This is a genomic window from Rhodoferax sp. GW821-FHT10B06, from assembly GCF_059415605.1.
In genome coordinates, this window is the sequence record NZ_JBWKNO010000001.1 from 114,480 (window position 1) to 137,084 (window position 22,605).

Here is a 22,605-nt window from a genome sequence, read left to right on the forward strand (position 1 = left end):
AGAGAAAACCATGACCGAATCCCTGATCCCCAGCTTTGTCGACGGTGTAAGCATACAAGGCAGTGGTGACCACTTCACCACGATCAACCCCGCTACCGGCGCCGTCATTGCGGGTGTGCACGACTGCGGCGAGGCCGACGTCAACGCCGCCGTGGCCGCCGCCCAACGCGGCTTCGCCATCTGGTCGGCCATGACCGGCACCGAGCGCGGCCGCATCCTGCACCGTGCGGCCCAGTTGCTGCGTGAACGCAACGACGAACTGGCCGTGTTGGAAGTGCAAGACACCGGCAAGCCCTGGCAGGAAGCCTGCGTGGTCGATGTGGCCAGCGGGGCCGACTGCATCGAATACTTTGCCGGCGCCGCCGCCACCCTGGCCGGAGCCCAATACCCGCTGAAGAACGCCTTTGCCTACACCCGCCGCGAACCCCTGGGCGTGTGCGTGGGCATAGGCGCCTGGAACTACCCCATCCAGATAGCCTGTTGGAAGTCTGCGCCGGCCCTGGCTGCGGGGAACGCTATGATTTTTAAACCGTCCGAGCTCACGCCCATGACGGCCGTGAAGCTGGCCGAGATCTACCTGGAAGCCGGCGTACCGCCCGGCGTGTTCAACGTGCTGCAAGGCCGCGGCAACACCGGCGCGCTGCTGGCCGTGCACCCGGACGTGGCTAAGGTCTCCGTGACAGGTTCGGTGCCGACGGGCAAACGCGTCATGGCCAGTGCCGCCGGCACGCTCAAGCGCGTCACCATGGAGCTGGGCGGCAAGTCGCCGTTGATTGTGTTTGACGACGCCGACTTTGAACAGGCCGTGACCGCCGCCATGATGGCCAACTTCTACACCCAGGGCGAGATCTGCACCAACGGCACCCGCGTCTTCGTACAGCGCGGCATCCAAGACAAGTTCCTGGCACGGCTGAAGGAACGCACGCTGCTGCTGCGCGTGGGCAACCCCACCGACCCCGATACCGAAGTCGGCGCGCTGATCTCCGCCGCCCACCGTGACAAGGTGCTGGGCTACATCGCCCAGGGTGTGGCCGGTGGCGCCACCCTGGTCTGCGGCGGTACCGCGGCGGCAGTGCCTGGCTGCGAGCAGGGCAATTTCGTAGCTCCCACCATCTTTGCCGACTGCACAGACAGCATGGCCATCGTGCAGGAAGAAATCTTTGGCCCGGTGATGTCCGTGCTGGTGTTTGACGACGAGGCCGAGGTGGTACGCCGCGCCAACGCCACCCGCTTCGGCCTTGCCGCAGGTGTGTTCACCCGCGACGGCGCACGCGGCCACCGTGTAGCGGCCAGCCTCAAAGCCGGCATCTGCTGGATCAACAACTACAACATCACGCCCATCGAGATCCCCTTTGGCGGCGCGGGCGAATCCGGCATAGGCCATGAAAACAGCATGGTCGCGCTGGAGCACTACACCCAGCTGAAAACCGTGTACGTAGAACTGGGCCAAGTCGCCTGCGGATACCGTTGAACCATGCGCACGGAAAGCTTTGACTACATCATCGTGGGTGCCGGCTCGGCCGGTTGCGTGCTGGCCAACCGCCTGACCGAAGATCCGGACGTGACTGTGCTGCTGCTGGAAGCCGGCCCGGGCGACCGCAGCATCTTCATCCACATGCCCTCGGCCTTTGCCTACCCGCTGGCCAACGACAAGTACAACTGGTACTACCACTCCGAACCCGACCCCTACATGAACAACCGGGCCATGTACTGCCCGCGTGGCCGGGTACTGGGCGGCTCCTCCAGCATCAACGGCATGGTCTATATCCGCGGTCACGCGCTGGACTACGACGGCTGGGCCAGCTACCCGAGCCTGGAAAACTGGTCCTACGCCGACTGCCTGCCCTACTTCCGCAAAGCCGAAACCCGTGCCAAGGGCGGCGACGTCTACCGCGGCGACAGCGGCCCGCTGCACGTCTCCACCGGCGCCTGCGTGAACCCGCTGTACAACGCCTTCATCGAAGCCGGGCAACAAGCCGGCTACGCCCGCACCGAGGACATGAACGGTTACCGCCAGGAAGGCCTGGGGCCGATGGACATGACGGTACACAAGGGCCGGCGCTGGAGTACCGCCATGGCCTATCTACGCCCAGCGCTGAAGCGCCCGAATCTGCAGGTGCGCACCCGCGCCCTGGTGGCCCGCGTGGCCTTCGAGCCCGAGAGCAGCCCACCGCGCGCCATCGGCGTGGAGGTTGTCAACGGCCACAAGACCGACTTGCTGCGCGCCCAGCGCGAGGTGATTTTGTGCGGCGGCGCCATCAACTCACCGCAGCTGCTACAGCTTTCCGGCGTGGGCAACCCCGACGCACTACGCAAGCTGGGCATTCCGGTGATTGCCGCGCTGCGTGGTGTGGGCGAGAACCTGCAGGACCATTTGGAAACCTATGTGCAGTACGCCTGCAAGGAACCCATCACCCTGTACAACGCCATGAACCCGGTGGCCAAGGCCAAGATCGGCGCCGAATGGATGCTGCTGGGCACCGGCCTGGGGGCGACCAACCATTTCGAATCCGGCGGTTTCATCCGCAGCGAAGCTGGCGTCAAGCATCCAGATCTGCAATACCACTTTCTGCCCATGGCAATCAGCTACGACGGCAGCGCGCCGGCCAGCTTCCACGGCTTCCAGGCGCACGTCGGGCCGATGCGCCCCACCAGCCGCGGTTCGGTCACGCTGAAAAGTGCCAACCCCAAGGAAGCGCCGCGCATCCTGTTCAACTACATGTCCACCGAGCAGGACCGCAAGGAAATGCGCGCCGGCATCCGCCTGACGCGCGAGATTTTTGAACAGAAGGCGTTCGACCGTTTCCGTGGCGAAGCCATCTCGCCCACCAACGCGGTGCAGACCGATACCGAGATCGACGCACACATCCGCGAACACGCGGAAAGCGCGCTCCACCCATCCTGCACCTGCCGCATGGGCACAGACGACATGGCAGTCACCGACGGCAGCGGCCGGGTGCATGGCGTGAGTGGTTTACGGGTGGTGGACGCGTCCATCATGCCGGACGTAATCAGCGGCAACCTGAATGCGCCCACCATCATGCTGGCCGAAAAAATGGCCGATACAATCCGCGGCAAAACTGCCCTGCCACGCTCGGATGCACCGTTCTTTGTGCATCCCCAATACCAAAGCGCGCAGCGCTAAAACAAGAGACAACTCCACCATGGCAGTCAGCGTTTTCGATATTTTCAAGATTGGCATCGGCCCTAGCAGCTCACATACCGTGGGGCCCATGCGAGCTGCCCGCCTGTTCACCGAGCGGCTGGTACACCAGGATCTGCTGGCCCGTTGCACGCGGGTCGAAGTCAAGCTCTACGGCTCCCTGGGTGCCACGGGCAAGGGCCACGGCACCGACAAAGCCGTGCTGCTGGGCCTGGAGGGCCATGACCCCGAGACCGTAGACGTAGAGGCTATTCCCGCCATGCTGGACGCAATCCGCAATAGCGGCCAACTGCGCCTGGGCGGGCGGCACCTGATAGCGTTCAAAGAAAAAGAGCATCTGGCCATGTACCGGCGCGAAACCCTGCCATTCCACTCCAACGGCATGCGCTGCATTGCATTTGATGCAGATGGCGTCGAGCTGCAAAACCGCTGCTACTACTCGGTGGGTGGTGGCTTTATCGTCAGTGACGAGGTAGCGGCAGACGGCCAGAAGCAAAAGGTGCTGGCACCCGACACCACGGTGCTGCCCTACCCCTTCCACAGCGGCGATGAACTACTGCAGCAATGCAAAAGCGCTGGCCTATCCATCGCTGCACTAATGCGCCGCAATGAGCAGCACTGGCGCAGCGATGCCGAAATCGACGCCGGGCTGCACAAAATCTGGAACGTGATGCAGGCCTGTGTGGAACGTGGCTGCCGCACCCAGGGCGTGCTGCCCGGCGGCTTCAAGGTCAAGCGCCGCGCGGCCGAACTGTCCGCCAAGCTGCGCTCCAATCCCGAAGCATCCTTGCGTGACCCGCTGCAGGTGCTGGACTGGGTAAACCTGTATGCGCTGGCAGTGAATGAAGAAAACGCCGCCGGTGGCCGGGTCGTCACTGCGCCCACCAACGGCGCGGCCGGCATCGTGCCCGCAGTGCTGCACTACTACGTGCGCTTCGTGGCCACTGCCACGCCCAGCGGCGTTATCGATTTTCTGCTGACCGCCGCCGCCATCGGCATGCTCTACAAGGAAAACGCCTCCATCTCGGGCGCCGAAGTCGGCTGCCAGGGCGAGGTGGGCGTGGCCTGTTCCATGGCCGCCGCCGCGCTCTGTGCGGTGATGGGCGGCACACCCGAGCAGGTGGAAAACGCCGCCGAGATCGGCATGGAACACCACCTGGGCCTGACTTGCGACCCGGTGGGCGGCCTGGTGCAAATCCCCTGTATAGAGCGCAACGCGATCGCGTCGGTGAAGGCCATCAACGCCGCCCGCATGGCGCTGCACGGCGACGGCAGCCACTTCGTGAGCCTGGACAAGGTCATCAAAACCATGCGCGAAACCGGCGCCGACATGATGACCAAGTACAAGGAAACCTCGCGCGGCGGCTTGGCCGTTAACATCGTGGAATGCTAAAACGCGGGCCTGCACAAACAGCTTACAAAGAGTTCGCTACTGGCATCGTCTGGTTCCGCCGGGATTTGCGCAGCTTTGACCACGCTGCGCTCTACCACGCGCTGAAACACTGCCAGCGGGTGCACTGCGTTTTCATCTTCGATACCGAGATACTCGACAGCCTGCCGCGTGCCGACCGCCGGGTGGAATTCATCCAGGCCAGCGTAGTCGAACTGGATGCCGCTCTGCGCGCGCTGCAACCTCAGGCCGGCCTGATCGTGCGCCATGCGGCAGCACGAGACGCCATTCCAGCGCTGGCCCAATCCCTACAGGCCCAGGCGGTGTTTGCCAACCACGACGACGAACCCCAGGCCCTTACGCGCGACGCCGCCGTACTGGGCGCTTTGGCACATAGGGGTGTGGCACTACGCACCTACAAAGACCATGTGATCTTCGAGCGCAAAGAGGTGCTCACCCAGCAGGGCCGGCCTTATGGCGTGTTTACGCCGTACAAGAATGCCTGGCTCAAGAAGCTGAACGACTTCTACCTCAAGCCCTACCCGGTAGAAAAATACGCCGCCAGCCTGGCTGCCCGCCCCGCAGACTGCGCGCAGCCGGTGCCTGACCTGGCGGCCTTGGGTTTTGAACGTACCAACCTGGGGCAACTGAAACTGCCTGCCGGCGCCAGCGGCGGCCAGCATCTGTTCGAGGAGTTCCTGGATCGCATAGAACACTATGGCAGCACCCGCGACTTTCCCAGCGTCAAAGGCCCCAGCTACCTGGGCGTGCACCTGCGCTTTGGCACGGTATCGATACGCCAGCTGGCCAGGGTAGCCCACGCCTTGTCACTCCAGGGGCTGAATGGCGCCAGCGTGTGGCTCAGCGAGCTGGTCTGGCGCGACTTCTATGTGCAGATACTCAGCAACTTCCCGCATGTAGCGCAGGGTGCGTTCAAACCCGAATACGACAACATCGGCTGGGAGCACGGCAAGGCGGCCAAAGCCTTGTTCGAAGCCTGGTGCCAGGGACGCACCGGCTACCCGCTGGTCGACGCGGCCATGGCCCAGATCAACCAGACCGGCTATATGCACAACCGCCTGCGCATGGTGGTGGCCAACTTCCTGGTGAAAGACCTGGGGCTGGACTGGCGCTGGGGCGAACGCTACTTTGCAGAGCATCTGAACGATTTCGACCTGGCCAGCAACAACGGCGGCTGGCAGTGGGCCAGCTCCAGCGGCTGCGATGCCCAGCCCTATTTCCGCATCTTCAACCCGACCAGCCAGAGCGAAAAGTTCGACCCCGAGGGCAAATTCATCCGCCGCTATCTGCCGCAACTGGCCAAACTACCGAACACCGCCATCCACGCACCGTGGACGGCGAAACCCATGGAATTGCAAGCGGCAGATGTGGTGCTGGGTCAGAACTACCCCCAGCCCATCGTGGCGCATGACGCGGCACGGACGCGCACATTGCTGCGCTACGCGGTGGTCAAGAAACCGAATGCCTTGCCAGGGTGATGCTACTTATTTAATAGCTGCCAGCGCAAGTAGTACCTGCGCTGGCAGCCAGTTTGGCGTATACCTCCCCAGGTATACCTCACCCAAGCGTTAAGTCTGAGCGATCTCCACCGCCGTATACCGGCGCACCAGGCTCAGCAGTTCCTCTTCCGAATACGGCTTGCCCAGATAGTGGTTCACGCCCAGGGCCTGCGCATGCTCGCGGTGCTTTTCCGCCGTGCGGGAAGTGATCATGACGATGGGCAGGTGTTTGTACTGCGCATCATCCCGGATGGTGCGCGCCAGATCGAAACCGTCCATGCGCGGCATTTCGATGTCTGACAAAACGATCGCTGGCAGCTCTTCGTGCAAACGTTCCAGGGCCTGCACGCCGTCATTCGCCAGGCTGACGCGGTAGCCTTCACGCTGCAGCAAACGCTGGGTAACACGGCGCACGGTGATGGAGTCGTCCACCACCAGCACCAGAGGCACCTGCTGCACCACGGCCAGGGGCGCATCCTTTTTGCCGCCATCGTCTTGCCACTGGCGCGCCTGCGTGCCGTAGACCGACGACAAGGCCACCGGGTTGTAGATCAGCACCACGGCGCCGGATGCCAGCACCGACAAACCAGCCAAACCGGGCAGACGCGAGAGCTGTGGCCCCAGATTCTTCACCACCACTTCCTGGTTACCCAGCACTTCATCCACGTGCAAGGCCAGGCGCTGCGCAGCACTGCGGAAAATCACCACTGAACTGTTCTTGCCGGCGGGTTCAACACTGTGCTGAGACGCCTGCAACAAGGCGCCGGCCCAGAAAAATGGAACCGACTCGCCCGCAAACGGTACGACATGCTCGGCATAGGCTTTGGCCAAGTCGGCCTGTGGCATGCGGCGCACTTGCTCCACCACGTTGGCGGGCACGCCGATGGACAGCGCTCCGGCACGCAGCATCACCACCTGGGTCACCGCCGTGGTCAAGGGCAGCACCAGCTTGAACTGCGTGCCGTCTCCGGGCACCGAACTGGTTTCAATCCGGCCGCCCAGCGCCAGCACCTCGGCCCGAACCACATCCAGACCAATACCGCGACCGGCCAGCTCCGTCACCTGGGAGGCGGTGGAAAAGCCCGGCATGAAGATGAAGTCGGTCAAAGCCGCGTCATCGACTGCCTGGTCCGCGGTCAGCAGCCCCTGGGCAATGGCCTTGCGGCGTATGCGTTCCGGCTCCAGCCCTGCACCATCGTCCGAGAAATTGACCGAGATGTCATTGCCCTCGTGGGTCAGCGCAACCGTGATGGAGCCGACTGCGGGCTTGCCTGCCGCTTCGCGCAGATCCACCGCCTCGATGCCATGGGCCACGGCATTGCGCAACAAATGCTCGAATGCGGGGGCCATGCGGTCCAGCACACCCCGGTCCATCTCGATGGAGCCGCCCACAATGTCCAGTTTGACCTGCTTACCAGTCTCTTTGGAGGCCTGGCGCACCACGGCATACAGCCGCTCGGCAATGCCTTCAAACTCCACCATGCGGGTGCGCAACAGATCGCGCTGCAGCTCGCGGGCCTGGCGGGCCTGGGCAACCAGATCATCTTCGGTGCCTTCAATGGTGCGCTGCAAGCTGCGCTGCACGGTGGCTACGTCGTTCACCGACTCGGCCATCATGCGGGTCAACTCCTGCACGCGGGTGAAGCGGTCGAATTCCAGCGGGTCAAAGCCCTGGGCCGAATCCTTGACCAAAGCCAGACGCGATTGCATCTGCGATTCCGCCTGCACCTCGATGTCGCGCAAATGGGTGCGCAGACGCTCCAGGTTGCCGGTCAAGTCGCCGAGGGAGCCGCGCAACTGGTTCAGCCGCGCCTCCAGCCGGGTCCGGGTAATGATGACTTCGCCGGCCTGGTTGACCAGGCGGTCCAGCAGCTGCGAACGCACGCGCACGGACTGCTGCGCCATCTGTCGCGGCAAAGAGGGCGTGTGCAAGGCCAGCACCGGCGCCGACGCCTGGGTGGCATCGACAGCTGCAGCCGCCGCCGTCGGAGCAGCCACGGGCAAAGCCACGACAGCCGCGCTGGGTGCCTGCAGGTACTGGGTGCGCAGGCCATCCAGATCGAACTGCAGCCGATCGAAATAAGACAGCAAGGGGTCGATCTGCGCGGACTGGAGCGAGTCGGCGTCCAGCCGCTCTATCGCTGTTTCCAGCCGATGCGCCAGTTCCCCCAAACGCAAAGCCCCAGCCAGGCGGGCACTGCCCTTGAGCGTGTGCAGTGCGCGCAAGACCTCGCTGCGCGCACCAGTGTTCTCCGGCCTTGCACGCCACTGGCGCAATGCGCCACCCAGGTGGGGCAGCAGCTCGTTGGCTTCTTCTTCAAAGATTGGGAACAAGTCCGCATCAATCGCGTCCTCGACATCGATTTCGTCTTCGAAATCGGCCAAGGCGTCCTGTACCTGAACACCCATAGCCGCATGGAAGTCTATCGGTACAGGCACTTGGGTATCGTCCGGAACCTCATGCGGAGCGGCTTCCGGCAACTCTGCAGTAGCATCCAACACGGGAGCCTCGACAGGCTCTGGCGGCAGCTCCAGCAGTTCCGGCACTGGTTCCACCGCCGGAGCTTCTGGCTCTGGGGGTACCACCAGCTCAACAGCCTCAGCCGGTGCAGGCTCTTCGACCTGCTCCAACTCGGAGAAGAAAGCCAACGCAGCCGCATCATCCAGCTCAGGAGCTGCTTCGGCAAGCGGAGTTGCGGGTGCTGCAACAGGCTCGGCTTCCAGCAAGTCGCGCAGGGCCTGCAACACGGTGGGGTTGGGCTCTTTCAGGAAGCCCGCAGCGAATTGGTGCAGCAAACGGCGTATGTCTTCGGCCGCATCGGTGAATATCTGCGCATGCTGTGCCGTGCCCTGGGGCTCCAGCTGCACATGCTCCAGCGCTGACTCCAGGGCCCGCGCCATTTGCGACAAGGCCTGGAAGCCCACGGTTGCGGAGCTGCCCGCCAGTGAATGCGCCAGCGCGACCGTGGTATCGGGCAAGGGCTGCTCCAGCTCCAGCGACCATTCGCTGAGCTCTGTCAACAAGCGCCGCGACCATTCGTCTGCCTCGTTGAGGTACACGTTGTACAGCGGAATGCCTATACGCAAGCTGCCGATGACCTTGGTGTTGTCATCTACCTCCGGCTCGGGTTCTGCATGCGGTTCTGCAGATGCCAAGGACAGTTCTTCTACCACGGTGGCATCGGGTAGTTCGGCAGACGGTGCTGGCACGGGCTCGTCTTCCAGCAGATTTGCAACAAGGGGCTCGTCCTGCGGTACATCCAGAATTTCAGTCTGCGGCTCTGGTACGTCCAGCACAGCCGGCTCTTCCAGCGCAGTCACAGCAGATGCGGAATGCGGTACGGCCAGTGGCAAGCTGCGTAGCTCCAGACGCAGGGCATCGGCCGAGGCGCGGAAAGGCTGCGCCGTCCAGGGCTCAGCAGCGCCCGCAGCGATGTCGTCAGCCCAGCGACCAAATGCCTGCAAAGCCTGGCGCGACAAGGTTTGTAGTGCCGCAGTGGCCGGCGTTTGTTCGGCCAGCCAGCTGTTGATGAGCTGTTCCATCGCCCAGGCTGCCTCGCCGAATTCGGCCAAGCCGACCATGCGCGCGCTGCCCTTCAGGGTATGGAAAGCACGGCGCAAGGAAGTTTGGGCCGCCATGTCCACCGGTTCGACGGCCAGCGTGTCTAGCGACTCCAGGCCCGCCTGCACCACCTCTCGGGCCTCTTCCAGGAAGATGTCTTGTAACTCAGCTTCGTCATCCTCTTGCGCGGGCAAGGGCTCTGCGACAGCGGATGTTGGCGCTGCCATCGGCTCCGCTGCAGGCTCGGGTGCGCTGGTGACCACCTCGTCGAGTGGCAAAAATTCCAGCATTGGCTCGTCCATGCTGAACACGTCCAATGACTCGACAGGGGCAGGCTCCGACGACTCAAGCGGCATGGGCTCGGTTATGGCGAAGAAATCCAGCTCCTGGTCAACTCCGGCGGCCTCCGTCAAAGGAGCTAGCTCGGTGCTCTCGAATGACTCAGCAACGCCCAGTTCCAGATCCAGCGGTTGGTCCAACATGGAGTCCATGAAGGGCACTTGCACGGTTTCATGCGCTGGTACCGGGCTGCGCCCGACCAGCAACTTGAACTCACCGGCCTCTTCGTCGTACACAAACAATTTCTTGGCCAAGGCGCGCTGGTAACCCAGCATGTCGATCATGAAGCCCAAGGCCCCCAGGCTATTTCCCAGGCGGTCGAAGCTGGCCGCGCGCTCTTGCGCGTCCTGTTCATCATCGGACATATAGCCGTCCACCACTTCGCGCATACGCATCACGGCGTGGGAAGCCTGGTCCAGACCGAGCACCGACAAGACGCCGCGCATCTGCGACAACTGGTTGGCGACCTTGGCCAAAGGCACTTTCTCGCGCGGCGTGCGGAAGAACTGATCAAGTGACTGCTCGACCTCGGTCAGGGTGCTACGCAGCTCGTCCACCACGCTACCAATACTTTGGCGATCGCTCACGCGGTGGTACAACTCCTCCATCCAGCCCGCCAGGGGCTGTGGTTGCTGGCCTCGCTCTACATCGGCCAGGCGCTGCGCCAACACGCTGGCACGCTCGGCCAGTTGCTCATCGGCCTGGTCCAGCTCCTCGAACGCAGCCTCCAGATACAGCACAGCCGTCGCCACCTCCATGCCCAAAGCGGCAGAAGGTGGCACCTTGGAGCGCACCGTGGCTTCCACGGCCTGAACCAGGGCTTGCGCCAGCACCGTACTGCCAGGGTGCAACTTGGACAGGGATTCACCCACCATGGTGAACTGGTCTAGCGCAGGCTTGAAACGATGGACATCACCACCGGCCAGGGCTGACCAGGTCTCTGCGGCAGCGGCAAGGCGCTTGCGCGCTTGTGCCAGCAAAGCCGGATCGAACCGACCGAACTGCCGGACCTCGTAATCAATGGGAGCATGCCGCTGCAACCCATAGGCCTGACGCACCGCCGTCAGGGTGGGTGCATCCGAGCTGCGCACCGGCACGGTCTGCGCGCAAAAAAACAGCATGTCCTGCGCCAGGCGCGGTGGAATCTGCGTATCACCGCGCGCCAGGGCGGCATACTGGGTCAACACCCGGGACGCAATGCGCTTGGAATAGACGTCCGAAGGAAACAAGCCCAAGGACAGGGCTTCAAAATAAGCAGCAGCAATCGTCCAGAACGCACGATCAGGATGTCGGCTCTGCGCCGCAGCACAGCCCAGGCAGATGGCGACCAGCGCCTGCGCAGCTGCTGGGTCGCCAGTCTTCACCACCTTCAAAACATGCTGGTCCAGCCGCGCACGCAGCGCGGGCGAATAGGCGATCGGCACCACCGGCACGGCCGCAGGGATATCCCGCCAATGGGCCTCCATCGGCCACAGATCAGCCGGATGGACCTGGTTCACACCCGCCAAGGCCTGCACCTCGCGGTACTGAGGAAACAGGCCTACGGACGACACCGGTTTGCCCGCCAGCACGCCTTCCAGGTAATCGACAAGTGCAAAGCTGGCGCGCTCAATCTTGCCGACAGCGTCCTCGTTGCACAGATTGGGGTTCTCGATAAATCGCACCGCTGCAGCCTCCATGGCCTGCAGCACCAGGGACGGCGGCGTCATGCCCACCATCTCCAGTGCACCGACAGTCAGGTGCAATTGCTGGCGTGCCGTGGTCAAACGGCTGCTATCGGGCAGCACAAATGCAGCCCCCTGCGCAGCTTCCGTTTCACGCACGTAACGCCGCAAACTCTTGACAGCGACTTCCAGTGTTTTGCGCAGTTCATCGAGCACCCAGGCCAACGGCCCCAAGTCCTGCTCGGTCGAGTCAACAGCCGTGGATTCAATGGCTTGCATAGAAATGTCCCTAGCAGCAATGCGCGACAACGCAGAACCGATCAAACGATTTTGAATCGCGCAACCGACTGGCGCAACTCTTCAGCCATATGGGAAAGCTCACGCACCTGCGTGGCCGTGCTGCGCGTCCCCTCACCGGTCTGCTCCGTCACCGCAAAAATATGCTGGATGTTGTCGGCCACCACGTTGGCCTTTTCGGCTTCACGCGACGTGGCCAGGGAAATCTGCTCGATCAGCTCAGCCAGTCGACGCGACACGCGGTCGATCTCGGTCAGGGCCGTACCGGCGTTGTCCGACAGTTGGGCTCCAGCCACCACACCCTGGGTCGAACGCTCCATGGCGCCCACAGCGTCATGGGTATCGGTCTGAATCGCTTTCACCAATGCCGCAATCTGGCGTGTCGCGTCGGCAGAGCGCTCGGCCAGGCGCTGCACTTCTTCGGCCACCACAGAGAAGCCGCGACCGGCTTCACCGGCAGACGCGGCCTGGATGGCGGCGTTCAAGGCCAGCACGTTGGTCTGTTCGGTAATGTCGGAAATCAGCTCGGTGATTTCACCAATCTCCTGCGACGACTCGCCCAGGCGCTTGATGCGCTTGGAGGTTTCCTGGATCTGGTCACGGATGGCATTCATACCACCGATGGCGTTCTGCACCGCTTGCAGGCCCGAGTCGGCCGCTTGCAGGGACTGACGCGCCACTGTGGCGGATTCCTGCGCCTGGGTGGACACCTCATTGATGCGCGACGCCATTTCCAGCACGGACAGACCGGTTTCACGGATCTCGCGCAACTGCTCCGTTGAGGCTGCCAGCAGCTCGGTCGAGGTGCTGTCCACCTGGGACGTCGTGTGCGCCACCTGGGTGGCCGTGTTCTGCACGCTACCTACCAGTGCGCGCAGCTCTTCCACCGTGTAGTTCACCGAATCGGCGATGGCTCCGGTAATGTCTTCCGTCACGGTGGCCTGTTGTGTCAGATCGCCTTCCGCCACAGTTTGCAACTCATTCATCAAACGCAAAATTGCGGCCTGGTTGGCGTCGTTCAAACGCTTGGTTTCACGTTGCGACAGCTCCGCATCGATACGCTCACGCTCGGCAAATGCTTGGCGCTGGCGACTTTCCTGCAACTGCAGCTTCACCAGCCCCGCAGCACTGAGGAACGCCAGCAGCACCGACAAGAGCAGCAGGCCAATAACTACCGCTGGCAGACCGGTACGGTCCGACAACTTGCCCTGTAGGGCTTCCAGCTTGCGGCGCAAGGGCTCACTGTCTGCACCAATGGAAACCTCTGCTTCACGAGCCGACACCAGCCCCTGCAAGTTCCCCAGAATCGCGCCAGCCTGGGCCCGGGTTTCGTCGTACAGCTTGAGCAAGGCATCCAACCGCTCCCGCGTGGCCGAATCCTTGGCGGCTGCCAGGTGCAGCTCAGGGCTGCCGTCCTTCAAGCCCTGGGTAATTTCCTTGAACGAGTTCAAATCTTTACCCAGCAAGAACACGGCCTCCGGGCTCACGCCGTCCATGGTCTGGAATTCATTGGCCGACTTGCCGATTCGCTGGGTCAGCATCACCAACTGGCCCGTTGCGGAAATCTCAGCAGGAGAAGCGGCTTGTTGCAATTTGAAAGACGCGATGGTTTCGGCAATCTCCAGCAGATCCGAAGATTGGCGATTGATCGTGCGCAAGGCGCTACCCACCTGGGTCAAAATCTTTTGCTGCGCCATGACGGTGGCAGCATTTTTAGTTGCACGGTCTACGATCGGTTTGATTTCCGCGACATCCGTCTGCAATGCAGCATCCATCGCCGCGACATCGTCACCGCCAAACTGAAAGCTATGCGTTTCCTCTGCCAACGAGGCAGAGCTTTCTGCGACGTCAGGAAAAGCCGATGCGCTACCAACCAAAGCCTGCGAAACAGCTTTGGCCAAGCGCTGAGACTGCATGAGCGCCGTACCCACGTCCCCCAACTGTTGTGCCACGTTATTGGAGCGCCACACCGCATAACCGGCCGCTGACGCAAACACCGCCAAGGACACCACCAGCAGCAACGCCAGGATGCGCTGATGCGCATTCACCGCACGCCGCCCCAGCAAAGGCAAAGTCACCCGGGTATCTTGTGCATCCTGGGAAGTCGTACCGACAAATCGGCTTTCACCATATGCAGCCTGCTGGGAATCAGGGGCCGCCTTGGAGACTGGTTCGGGCTCGGCTTCGTGCGGTTGCGCTACCGTATCCATCTCCGAAAAATCCGAGTGTTGCGTGAGGGGCTGAGTTTGAGGATCTACAACGGACATAGCGCAGCTTTCTGGAAAAACCTAAGCACCAATGCTCAGAAAAGAAGGAAGTTGGGACAACGCGAGCAGGTTCACCTCCTGCCAGGCCAGTCCCGCCGCGTCCGTATAGACACGACCGAAATACGCAGGGGCATCGGCTGGAGGTGCTTGTGACGCGGTAAATGACTCCGGCCCGCGCAAGCCGGACAACTGGCTGACCAGCAAGGCACAGTTCACATCCATGCCGGCATTCAAAGACAACAGGCTGCACTCGGACAAGGGCGTATCGGTGCGTGCGGAGGGCACTACGTCTGCCATAAATCGAGCAAAGTCGACCACGCCGAACAAGCCACCACGCAAATTAGCCACGCCCAGAAACCAGGGCTGGGTATAAGCCGCAGGCTGGACAGGGGTCCAGGGGAAGATTTCGCCGCACTGGGCCAGCGGGAACAGGCAGTGGCTGCCACCAACCTCTACCGCCAACCATCGCACCGCAGTACCTTCACTGCGTGCCGCCTGCAACCGGGACGCTAGCCGGGTTTGTAGCTCTCTCAGGGCTTCACGGTTCGCCATAGGTACTGGGGCCTAGGCCAAAGCGCGTATCTTGGCCTTCAGCTCATTGGCGTCGACCGGCTTGGTGATGTAGTCACGGGCACCTTGGCGCAGCCCCCAAACCCGGTCGGTTTCCTGGTTCTTGCTGGTACACATGATGATGGGCACATCGGCATATTCAGGCGTGCGGCTGATGGTACGGGTCAGCTGGAAGCCGTTTTGCCCTGGCATCACCACATCCATCAGGATCAGATCCGGTTTTTGTTCCGCCAGACGCCGGAACGCGTCTTCAGCGTTTTCAGCGGTCCGCACCGACATGCCCATCTTCTGCAGCAAATCGGTCAGGTACATCAACTCGGTTTTGGAATCGTCCACGATCAACACATGGTGGATGGCCATCAATCAGCTCCTTGCACTGCAATGCCAAACTGCTGTACCGCTTGCAGCAGTTGGTCTTTGGTAAACGGTTTGGTCAGGTAGTCCTGCGAACCCACCATGCGGCCCCTGGCCTTGTCGAACACACCATCCTTGGAAGACAGCATGACCACAGGGATAGCGGCGAACTTCGGGTTGCGCTTGATAATCGCACAGGTCTGGTAACCGTCCAGCTTGGGCATCAAAATGTCGCAAAAAATCAGTTGCGGCACATGGTCGTTGATTTTGGAGAGGGCATCAAAGCCATCTTCCGCGAGCAGCACTTCGTGACCGCCCTGCTTGAGGAAGATCTCCGCGCTGCGACGTATCGTATTGCTGTCGTCCACCACCAGCACCTTGAAGCTTGAGGCTGTCGTACTCACGTCATCGCACTCCTGTGAGGAACTCGCAAAACGAATAGTCGCTGCGGGTCAAAGTTGAACCATTTCGAAATCTTCTTTACGCGCGCCACACTCTGGGCAGGTCCAGTTCATGGGTACTTTTGCCCAGGGAGTTCCTGGTTCAATACCATGCTCCGGTGAGCCTGTGGCCTCATCGTAAATCCATCCACAAATCAAACACATCCAGGTAGTAGCTTCAGTCACAACTTAAAGGGCCTTCGAATAGAATGAAACGGATTGTATCTACGCATTATGATGGCCTTGCCAGTTTGCTCGCGCCCCACGTCAAATTAGGCTCCATGAACGCAACTTCTCCCCCTTCCCCCACCACCGAACCTGCTGACGACGCCGAAGACGCAGTAGACGATCTCGCCGGCCCGGCCTGCGTGATGGTCTTCAACGCCAGCGACCCTACCGGCGCAGCCGGCTTGCCGGCCGACACCACGGCCATGGCCTCGGTGGGCGCCCATGCCTTGCCCGTGGTCACCGGTGCCTACACCCGCGATACCGGCGAGATTTTTGACCATTTCTGCTTCGACGAAGAAGCCGTCACCGAACAGGCCCGTGCGGTGCTGGAAGATATCGAGGTCCAGGTGTTCAAGATCGGCTTTGTGGGCAGCCCGGAAAACATCAGCGCGATTGCCGAGATCACCTCCGACTATGCCGAGGTACCGGTCATCGCCTACATGCCCAACCTGTCGTGGTGGGACGAAGACAAGATCGAGGAATACCTGGACGCCTTCCGCGAACTACTGCTACCCCAGACCACCGTGCTGGTGGGCAACCACAGCACATTGCGCCGCTGGCTGCTGCCCGATTGGGACAACGACCGCAACCCCAGCCCACGTGACATCGCTAAGGCCGCCGCCGCCATGGGCGTGGCCTACACCCTGGTAACCGGCATGCCGCTGCCCGACCAGCATGTGGAAAACGTGCTGACCAGCCCGCAGTCCGTGGTGGCCAGCGAGAAGTTCGAGCTGTTTGAAGCCGTGTTCACCGGCGCGGGCGAAACACTGTCGGCCGCGCTGGCAGCCCTGCTGGCCAGCGGCAGCGAGCTCCCCGAAGCCACCCATGAAGCCCTGAGCTATCTGGACCGCTGCCTGGACGGTGGCTTCCGCCCCGGCATGGGCCACATCCTGCCCGACCGCATGTTCTGGGCCCAGCCCGAAGAAGATGGGGAAGAAGGCGGTGAGGGCCCCGAGATCGACGACGACACCCTGCGCGCCATTGCCGCGCTGGACATCCCCCCCAACAACGACACGCGGCATTGATGCCGGCACACCCGCTGCGGGGTGTGCACTTGAGGAATCGCATATGAACCACAACGAACAACTGTTTGCCCGTGCCCAGAAAGTCATCCCCGGCGGCGTGAACTCCCCCGTGCGCGCCTTCAAGGCCGTGGGCGGCACGCCGCGCTTTGTGCAGCGCGCCCAGGGCGCCTACTTCTGGGACGCCAACGGCCAGCGCTATACCGACTACATCGGCTCCTGGGGCCCGATGATCCTGGGCCACGGCCATCCGGCGGTCGTCGAGGCCGTTCAAAAGGCCATGTTGGAGGGTTTCTCTTTCGGCGCGCCCACCGAGCGCGAGGTCGAGCTGGCCGAAGAAATTTTGTCCCTGGTGCCGTCGATGGAGATGCTGCGCCTAGTCAGCTCGGGCACCGAAGCGGCGATGAGCACCATCCGCCTGGCGCGCGGCGCCACCGGCCGCAACAAAATCATCAAGTTCGAAGGCTGCTACCACGGCCATGCCGACGCGCTACTGGTCAAAGCTGGCTCGGGTCTGGCCACCTTTGGCAGCGCCACCAGCGCCGGTGTGCCGCCCGAAGTGGTGCAGCACACCCTGGTGCTGGAATACAACAACCTGGCCCAGATCGAAGAAGCCTTTGCTCTGCACGGCAAGGACATCGCCTGCCTGATGATCGAACCCATCGCCGGCAATATGAACTTCGTGCGCGCCAGCGTACCCTTCATGCGGCGCTGCCGCGAGCTGTGCACCCAGTACGGCGCCCTGCTGGTGCTGGACGAGGTGATGACCGGCTTCCGCGTGGCCCTGGGCAGTGCGCAAAGCGTCTACGCCAAGCACATCCCCGGCTTTGCCCCCGACATGACAGTGCTGGGCAAGGTAATTGGCGGCGGCATGCCGCTGGCGGCTTTTGGTGGCTCACGTGCGGTGATGGAACACCTGGCGCCGCTGGGCGCGGTCTACCAGGCCGGCACGCTGTCAGGCAACCCGGTGGCCACGGCCTGCGGGCTGGCGACGCTGCGCGAGATCCGCAAACCCGGGTTTTACGAGGCCCTGGGGGCCTCCACCCGCAGCCTGGTCAGTGGCCTGCAGGCGGCGGCCGATGCCGAGGGCGTGGCCTTCTGTGGCGACTCCGAAGGCGGCATGTTCGGCTTCTTCCTGCTCGACCAGTTGCCGCAGAACTACCCACAGGTCATGAAAACCAGCAGCCCGCGCTTCAACCAGCTGTTCCACGGCCTGCTGGACCGCGGCGTGTATATCGCCCCGGCGCTGTATGAGGCCGGTTTCGTCAGCAGCGCACATACGGCGGACGACATCCAGACCACCGTGGCAGCCGCGCAGGCGGTTTTCAAGGAACTATCAAAAGCATAGCTACCAGCGCAGGTACAACCTGCGTCAGGGCCACTTTTTATACAAAACCCGTTTGCAAAAATTTGAAACTCTTGCGTAAAGCCTGAAACCCCGCAGGGGGGTCGCGCGTCATAGCTACATGATGAAAAAAGCTCTACTACTCGGCGCCCTGACCTTGGTCAGCGGCCTTTCCTTCGCCCAGGAAACCGGGCGAGTTCTCTCATCCACGCCCATCGTGCAGCAGTTCAGCGTGCCGCGCCAGGTGTGCAGCAACCAGCAGGTGGCGGTAGAACCACAGCGCTCGGGTGCGGGCGCATTGATGGGCGGCATTGCTGGCGGCGCGGTGGGCAATGCCATCGGCGGCGGCAGCGGCCGTGCGGCGGCGACCATGCTGGGCATTTTTGGCGGTGCCATCCTGGGTGACCGCATCGAAAGCCCCGGCCCTACGCAAATCCAGAATGTGCAGAGCTGCAACACCCAGACTTTTTATGAAAACCGCACTGTAGGCTACAACGTGGTTTACGAATACGCGGGCAGGCAGTACACCACCACCACGGCCACCGACCCTGGCGCCAGCATTGCGGTACAGGTATCACCGGTGGGCAATAGCGCTCCCGTGCAGGCGCCGGTGCAAACCATCTCCGGTGACTACTACCAGGCCACTCCGACCTATGTCACCGCCCCGGTGGTCGTGACCCAGCCTTACTATCGGCCAGCCCCCATCGGTGTCGAGTTGAATTTCGGCTACTCCAGCGGCTACCGCCACTGGCGCTAAACCCATAACCCCACCCCTTTAAGGACCGCTGCGCGGTCCTTTTTTTCGTCCACATGCTATTAAATTAATAGCTTTCAGTACATATAAATACTGCGCTAGATACCAATTTAACTGAAACCCTCTAAATTAATGACAATTGACATCTATTAAACATGATAACTACAATCTATTTTCAAAAAACCTGACCCAGGAACCCCATGCCCCGCGTATCCCGCGCCCAGACCGACAGCAACCGTGCGGCCATAGAAGCCACCTCGGCCCGCCTGTTCCGCGAGCAGGGCATCAAGAACGTCAGCGTGGCCGACCTGATGGCGGCGGTGGGCCTGACCCATGGCGGCTTCTACGGCCACTTCGCCTCCAAGGACGCACTGGCCGCCGTGGCCTGCACGCACGCATTCACCCAGGCCCATGAACGCTGGACCGAACGCGTCGCCAGCCAGTCCAGCCCCGACGCTGCCCTGCAGCACCTGTTCCAAGCCTATCTGCGGCCCGAAAGCCGCGACAACGCCGGCACCGGCTGCCCCTTGCCCGCCCTGGCCGCCGACGTGGCCCGCGAGTCGACCGACAAACCGGTGCGCGCCGCCTACCTGGCCGGGCTGAACGACTTGCTGTCGGTGCTGCTGCCGCTGCAGGGCACGGGCGACGCCACCACCGACCGCAGCCAGGCCCTGGCCCAGCTGTCCACCCTGGTAGGCGCCTTGCTGCTGTCCCGCGCCACCCAGGGGGACGCTCTTTCCGACGAACTGCTGGCCGCCGCGCGCGCCCAGCTGCTGCCCGCCACCCCATCCTCTCCATCCACACCCGCCTGAACCCACGCCATGTTTGCACACGCACTGTCCCCCTGGCTGCAACGCCGGGGCATCCATTTCGCCTGGGCCATCCTGGCGATTGCCTTTCTGACCATGTTGAGCTCGGCGGCCTCGCTGGGCCTGCCCGGCGCCTTTCTGCAGCCGCTGGGCAAGGAATTCGGCTGGACCGCCGATCAGATCTCGTCCGCCATGGCGCTGCGCTTCGTGCTCTTTGGGCTAATGGGGCCGTTCGCCGCTATCCTGATGGAACGCTACGGCCTGCGCACCATCGTCTGCACGGCCATGCTGCTGGTGGCCACCGGCCTGCTGCTGGCCACGCGGATGACGGCGCTGTGGCAATTGGTGCTACTGTGGGGCGTGGTGTTGGGCGTGGGCTCGGGGCTGACGGCCCTGGTGCTGGGCGCGGTGGTGGCCACCCGCTGGTTCGAGCAGCGTCGTGGCCTGGCGCTGGGCCTGCTAACGGCTAGCTCGGCTACCGGGCAGCTGGTGTTTCTGCCGCTGGCCACCTGGCTGATAGACCGCTACGGCTGGCGCATGGCGGTGCTGCCGGCCGTTACCAGCTGCCTGCTGGTGGCCGGGCTGGCGTTCTGCTTTCTGCGCAACCGGCCGCAAGACCTGGGGCTGCGTGCCTATGGCGCCAACCCGCTGGTGCCGGACACGCCGCCCGCCGCCACACGCATGGGCCTGGCCGAGCCACTAAAACTGCTGGGCAGCGTGTCACGCAGCGGCATCTTCTGGGTGCTGTTCGGCACCTTCTTCGTTTGCGGACTGAGCACCAGCGGGTTGATCCAGACGCACTTCATCTCGCTCTGTGGCGACTACGGGCTGGCGGCGCTGCCAGCGGCATCCGTGCTGGCGATGATTGGTGCGTTTGACTTCGTCGGCACCATCCTGTCCGGCTGGCTGTCGGACCGCTATGACAACCGCAAGCTGCTGTTCTGGTACTACGGCCTGCGTGGGCTGTCGCTGTTCTGGCTGCCGCACTCGGAGTTCACGCTGTACGGCCTGTCGCTGTTCGCCATGTTCTACGGCCTGGACTGGGTGGCCACGGTGCCGCCCACGGTGAAACTGGTAACAGCGCATTTCTCCAAGGAGCGTGCCGGCATGGTGTTTGGCTGGGTGTTTGCCGGCCACCAGATCGGCAGCGCGGTGGCCGCCTATGGCGCCGGGTTGACGCGTACCGTGATGTTCTCGTACAGCCCCGCGCTGTATGCGGCGGGCGCGGCCTGCCTGCTGGCGGCCACCGCCATCATCCTGTCGCGGGCGCCGGGCAAGCCCGTGCTGCAGCCCCTGCGCGCCTGATATCGCTACGAAATAAATAGCTGCCTACGCAGATAAGCCGGGCCTTCCACACCAGGAACCCATGGAACCGGCTTTGCCGGGCCATAGGGTTCGCCCCCCCCCCCCGCAAGGGGGTTGGCGAAGACACGCAGTGCGTAGCCTGGGGGTGAGCCTAGGCCACCTGGTGCATCTGCAGCAATTCAGAATGCGCCACCCAGTCGCCAGCCTGGGCCTTGAAGGCCTCGATATGCGGGCCGGTGATGTGGTTTTGCCAGGCGGCACGATCCCACCAGCGCTCAAAGAACACCACCTTGCCGGGCTGGCTGTCGTCCTCGTGCAGCTCGTAGACGATGCAGCCGGGCTGCTTGCGCGCCTCCAATACCAGCGCGGCCTGCGCGGCCACCAGGGCAGCCTCATAACCCGGCTTGGCCTGGGCCAAAGCAACGACGACGAAATCCGACATGCACATCTCCTGTTAAAAAGAGGGCATTAACCCACAAAGGAGCTTGGCATGCACTGGTCGGCCCAACAATACTCCACGTTTGAAGCCGAGCGCACGCGCCCGGTACGCGACCTGGTGGCCGCCCTGCCGGAGCAGGAAGTGCACCACGCCGTGGACCTGGGCTGCGGCCCGGGCAACTCCACCGAGGTGCTGGCCCACCGTTTTCCCAATGCCAGCGTCACCGGGCTGGACAGCTCGGACGATATGGTTGCCGCGGCGCGCCAGCGCCTGCCCGCGCTGCAGTTTGCGCTGGCCGACATCCAGACCTGGCAACCAGCCCAGCCGCCGGACGTGCTGCTGGCCAATGCATCGCTACAGTGGCTGCCTGACCATGCCACGCTCTACCCACGCCTGGTCGGCACATTGGCACCCGGCGGCAGCCTGGCCATACAGACACCGGACAACCTGGAAGAACCCGCCCATCGCCTGGCGCGCGAGCTGGCCACCCAAGGACCCTGGGCCGCGCAGATAGGCGCCGTGCAGCACCCGCCACGGCATAGCGCAGAGTGGTATTACGCCCTGCTACGGCCGCATTGCAGCCATCTGGATGTGTGGCGCACCACCTACTTTCACCCACTGGCGGGCGGTGCCCAGGCGGTGGTGGAATGGTTCAAGGGATCGGCGCTGCGGCCCTACCTGGCGCTGCTGGACGCGGCACAGCAAACGGCGTTTCTGGAAAGCTACCAGACAGCCATTGCCCAGGCCTACCCGGCGCTGGCAGACGGCACGGTGCTGCTGCCCTTTCCGCGCCTATTCATCGTGGCGCGCAGCTAAATCAGGGCACTGGTGGCTGGGACAGGACCCAACACGCCAGGGCCTGCGCGTCGGCCTCCGACACCCGGGTTTGCCTCGGCATCAGCAGCCGCCCCCAGGCACCTACGCCACCGCTGCGTATTTTGGCGGCCAGCCGGGCCGGTGCTTCCGCATCGCCCTGGTAGCGGGCGGCCACCTGGGCAAAGCCCGGCCCCACCTGCTTGTGCACCAGGCCGTGGCAGGACATGCAGCCGGACTGCTGGGCCAGCTCCTGCGGTGGCACCGCCGCCCAGCCGCTGGCGCAGAACAGCGCAGCGGCAAACACGGCGCTGGTGCGCATGG

At 63.1% G+C, this 22,605-nt stretch carries 18 protein-coding genes; 10 read left to right on the top strand and 8 right to left on the bottom strand.

Features of this window, described 5'->3' with window-relative positions; genetic code table 11:
• The first annotated feature begins 10 nt into the window (after window positions 1-10).
• Genes betB through AC07O2_RS00560 form a run of 4 tightly spaced genes read left to right on the top strand, consistent with a single transcriptional unit; the run spans window position 11 to window position 6,052 of the window.
• Entirely contained in the window at window positions 11-1,471 is a 1,461-nt protein-coding gene (betB, locus tag AC07O2_RS00545; protein WP_495073792.1) for a betaine-aldehyde dehydrogenase, read from the top strand.
• Window positions 1,472-1,474: 3 nt separating this feature from the next.
• Entirely contained in the window at window positions 1,475-3,145 is a 1,671-nt protein-coding gene (gene betA, locus AC07O2_RS00550) for a choline dehydrogenase (protein WP_495073793.1), read from the top strand.
• A 19-nt stretch (window positions 3,146-3,164) separates the two neighbouring features.
• Complete coding sequence (locus AC07O2_RS00555) at window positions 3,165-4,556, top strand: L-serine ammonia-lyase (protein ID WP_495073794.1); 1,392 nt, start codon at window positions 3,165-3,167, stop codon at window positions 4,554-4,556.
• Window positions 4,550-6,052: a cryptochrome/photolyase family protein gene (locus AC07O2_RS00560; RefSeq protein WP_495073795.1), complete on the top strand. Its 1,503-nt coding sequence runs from the start codon at window positions 4,550-4,552 to the stop codon at window positions 6,050-6,052. Before AC07O2_RS00555 ends, AC07O2_RS00560 begins: the two co-directional genes overlap by 7 nt.
• 90 nt (window positions 6,053-6,142) lie before the next feature.
• Here the strand turns inward: AC07O2_RS00560 and AC07O2_RS00565 are convergent, their stop codons facing one another.
• The 6 genes from AC07O2_RS00565 to AC07O2_RS00590 all read right to left on the bottom strand — a co-directional run bounded on the left by AC07O2_RS00565 (window position 6,143) and on the right by AC07O2_RS00590 (window position 15,731).
• On the bottom strand, window positions 6,143-11,917 hold the full coding sequence (locus AC07O2_RS00565; protein ID WP_495073796.1) for a hybrid sensor histidine kinase/response regulator: 5,775 nt from the start codon (window positions 11,915-11,917) through the stop codon (window positions 6,143-6,145).
• Between the two features lie 41 nt (window positions 11,918-11,958).
• On the bottom strand, window positions 11,959-14,145 hold the full coding sequence (locus tag AC07O2_RS00570; protein WP_495074213.1) for a methyl-accepting chemotaxis protein: 2,187 nt from the start codon (window positions 14,143-14,145) through the stop codon (window positions 11,959-11,961).
• Between the two features lie 78 nt (window positions 14,146-14,223).
• A complete protein-coding gene (locus tag AC07O2_RS00575) occupies window positions 14,224-14,754 on the bottom strand; it encodes a chemotaxis protein CheW (protein WP_495073797.1) in 531 nt (176 codons plus the stop codon).
• A 12-nt stretch (window positions 14,755-14,766) separates the two neighbouring features.
• Window positions 14,767-15,132: a response regulator gene (locus AC07O2_RS00580; RefSeq protein ID WP_495073798.1), complete on the bottom strand. Its 366-nt coding sequence runs from the start codon at window positions 15,130-15,132 to the stop codon at window positions 14,767-14,769.
• A complete protein-coding gene (locus AC07O2_RS00585) occupies window positions 15,132-15,530 on the bottom strand; it encodes a response regulator (RefSeq protein WP_495073799.1) in 399 nt (132 codons plus the stop codon). Before AC07O2_RS00585 ends, AC07O2_RS00580 begins: the two co-directional genes overlap by 1 nt.
• A gap of 48 nt (window positions 15,531-15,578) precedes the next feature.
• Entirely contained in the window at window positions 15,579-15,731 is a 153-nt protein-coding gene (locus AC07O2_RS00590) for a rubredoxin (protein ID WP_495074214.1), read from the bottom strand.
• Between the two features lie 116 nt (window positions 15,732-15,847).
• On the opposite strand from AC07O2_RS00590, the gene thiD reads away from it, so the two are divergent.
• From thiD to AC07O2_RS00615, 5 genes are all read left to right on the top strand, one after another.
• A complete protein-coding gene (gene thiD / locus AC07O2_RS00595; protein WP_495073800.1) occupies window positions 15,848-16,819 on the top strand; it encodes a bifunctional hydroxymethylpyrimidine kinase/phosphomethylpyrimidine kinase in 972 nt (323 codons plus the stop codon).
• A 43-nt stretch (window positions 16,820-16,862) separates the two neighbouring features.
• Entirely contained in the window at window positions 16,863-18,164 is a 1,302-nt protein-coding gene (hemL, locus tag AC07O2_RS00600; RefSeq protein WP_495073801.1) for a glutamate-1-semialdehyde 2,1-aminomutase, read from the top strand.
• A gap of 121 nt (window positions 18,165-18,285) precedes the next feature.
• Window positions 18,286-18,918: a glycine zipper 2TM domain-containing protein gene (locus tag AC07O2_RS00605; RefSeq protein ID WP_495073802.1), complete on the top strand. Its 633-nt coding sequence runs from the start codon at window positions 18,286-18,288 to the stop codon at window positions 18,916-18,918.
• 197 nt (window positions 18,919-19,115) lie between these two features.
• A complete protein-coding gene (locus AC07O2_RS00610; protein ID WP_495073803.1) occupies window positions 19,116-19,727 on the top strand; it encodes a TetR/AcrR family transcriptional regulator in 612 nt (203 codons plus the stop codon).
• Window positions 19,728-19,736: 9 nt separating this feature from the next.
• Entirely contained in the window at window positions 19,737-21,029 is a 1,293-nt protein-coding gene (locus tag AC07O2_RS00615; protein WP_495073804.1) for an MFS transporter, read from the top strand.
• Window positions 21,030-21,180: 151 nt separating this feature from the next.
• On the opposite strand, the gene AC07O2_RS00620 is transcribed toward AC07O2_RS00615, so the two are convergent.
• Window positions 21,181-21,471: a putative quinol monooxygenase gene (locus AC07O2_RS00620; protein ID WP_495073805.1), complete on the bottom strand. Its 291-nt coding sequence runs from the start codon at window positions 21,469-21,471 to the stop codon at window positions 21,181-21,183.
• 48 nt (window positions 21,472-21,519) lie between these two features.
• Between AC07O2_RS00620 and tam the strand changes: the two genes are divergently transcribed.
• Window positions 21,520-22,284 carry a trans-aconitate 2-methyltransferase gene (gene tam, locus AC07O2_RS00625; protein ID WP_495073806.1) on the top strand — a complete coding sequence of 255 codons (765 nt, stop codon included), beginning with the start codon at window positions 21,520-21,522 and terminating at the stop codon, window positions 22,282-22,284.
• 1 nt (window position 22,285) lies between these two features.
• Here tam and AC07O2_RS00630 read toward each other — a convergent pair whose 3' ends face one another.
• On the bottom strand, window positions 22,286-22,603 hold the full coding sequence (locus AC07O2_RS00630) for a c-type cytochrome (protein ID WP_495073807.1): 318 nt from the start codon (window positions 22,601-22,603) through the stop codon (window positions 22,286-22,288).
• Window positions 22,604-22,605: the final 2 nt, after the last annotated feature.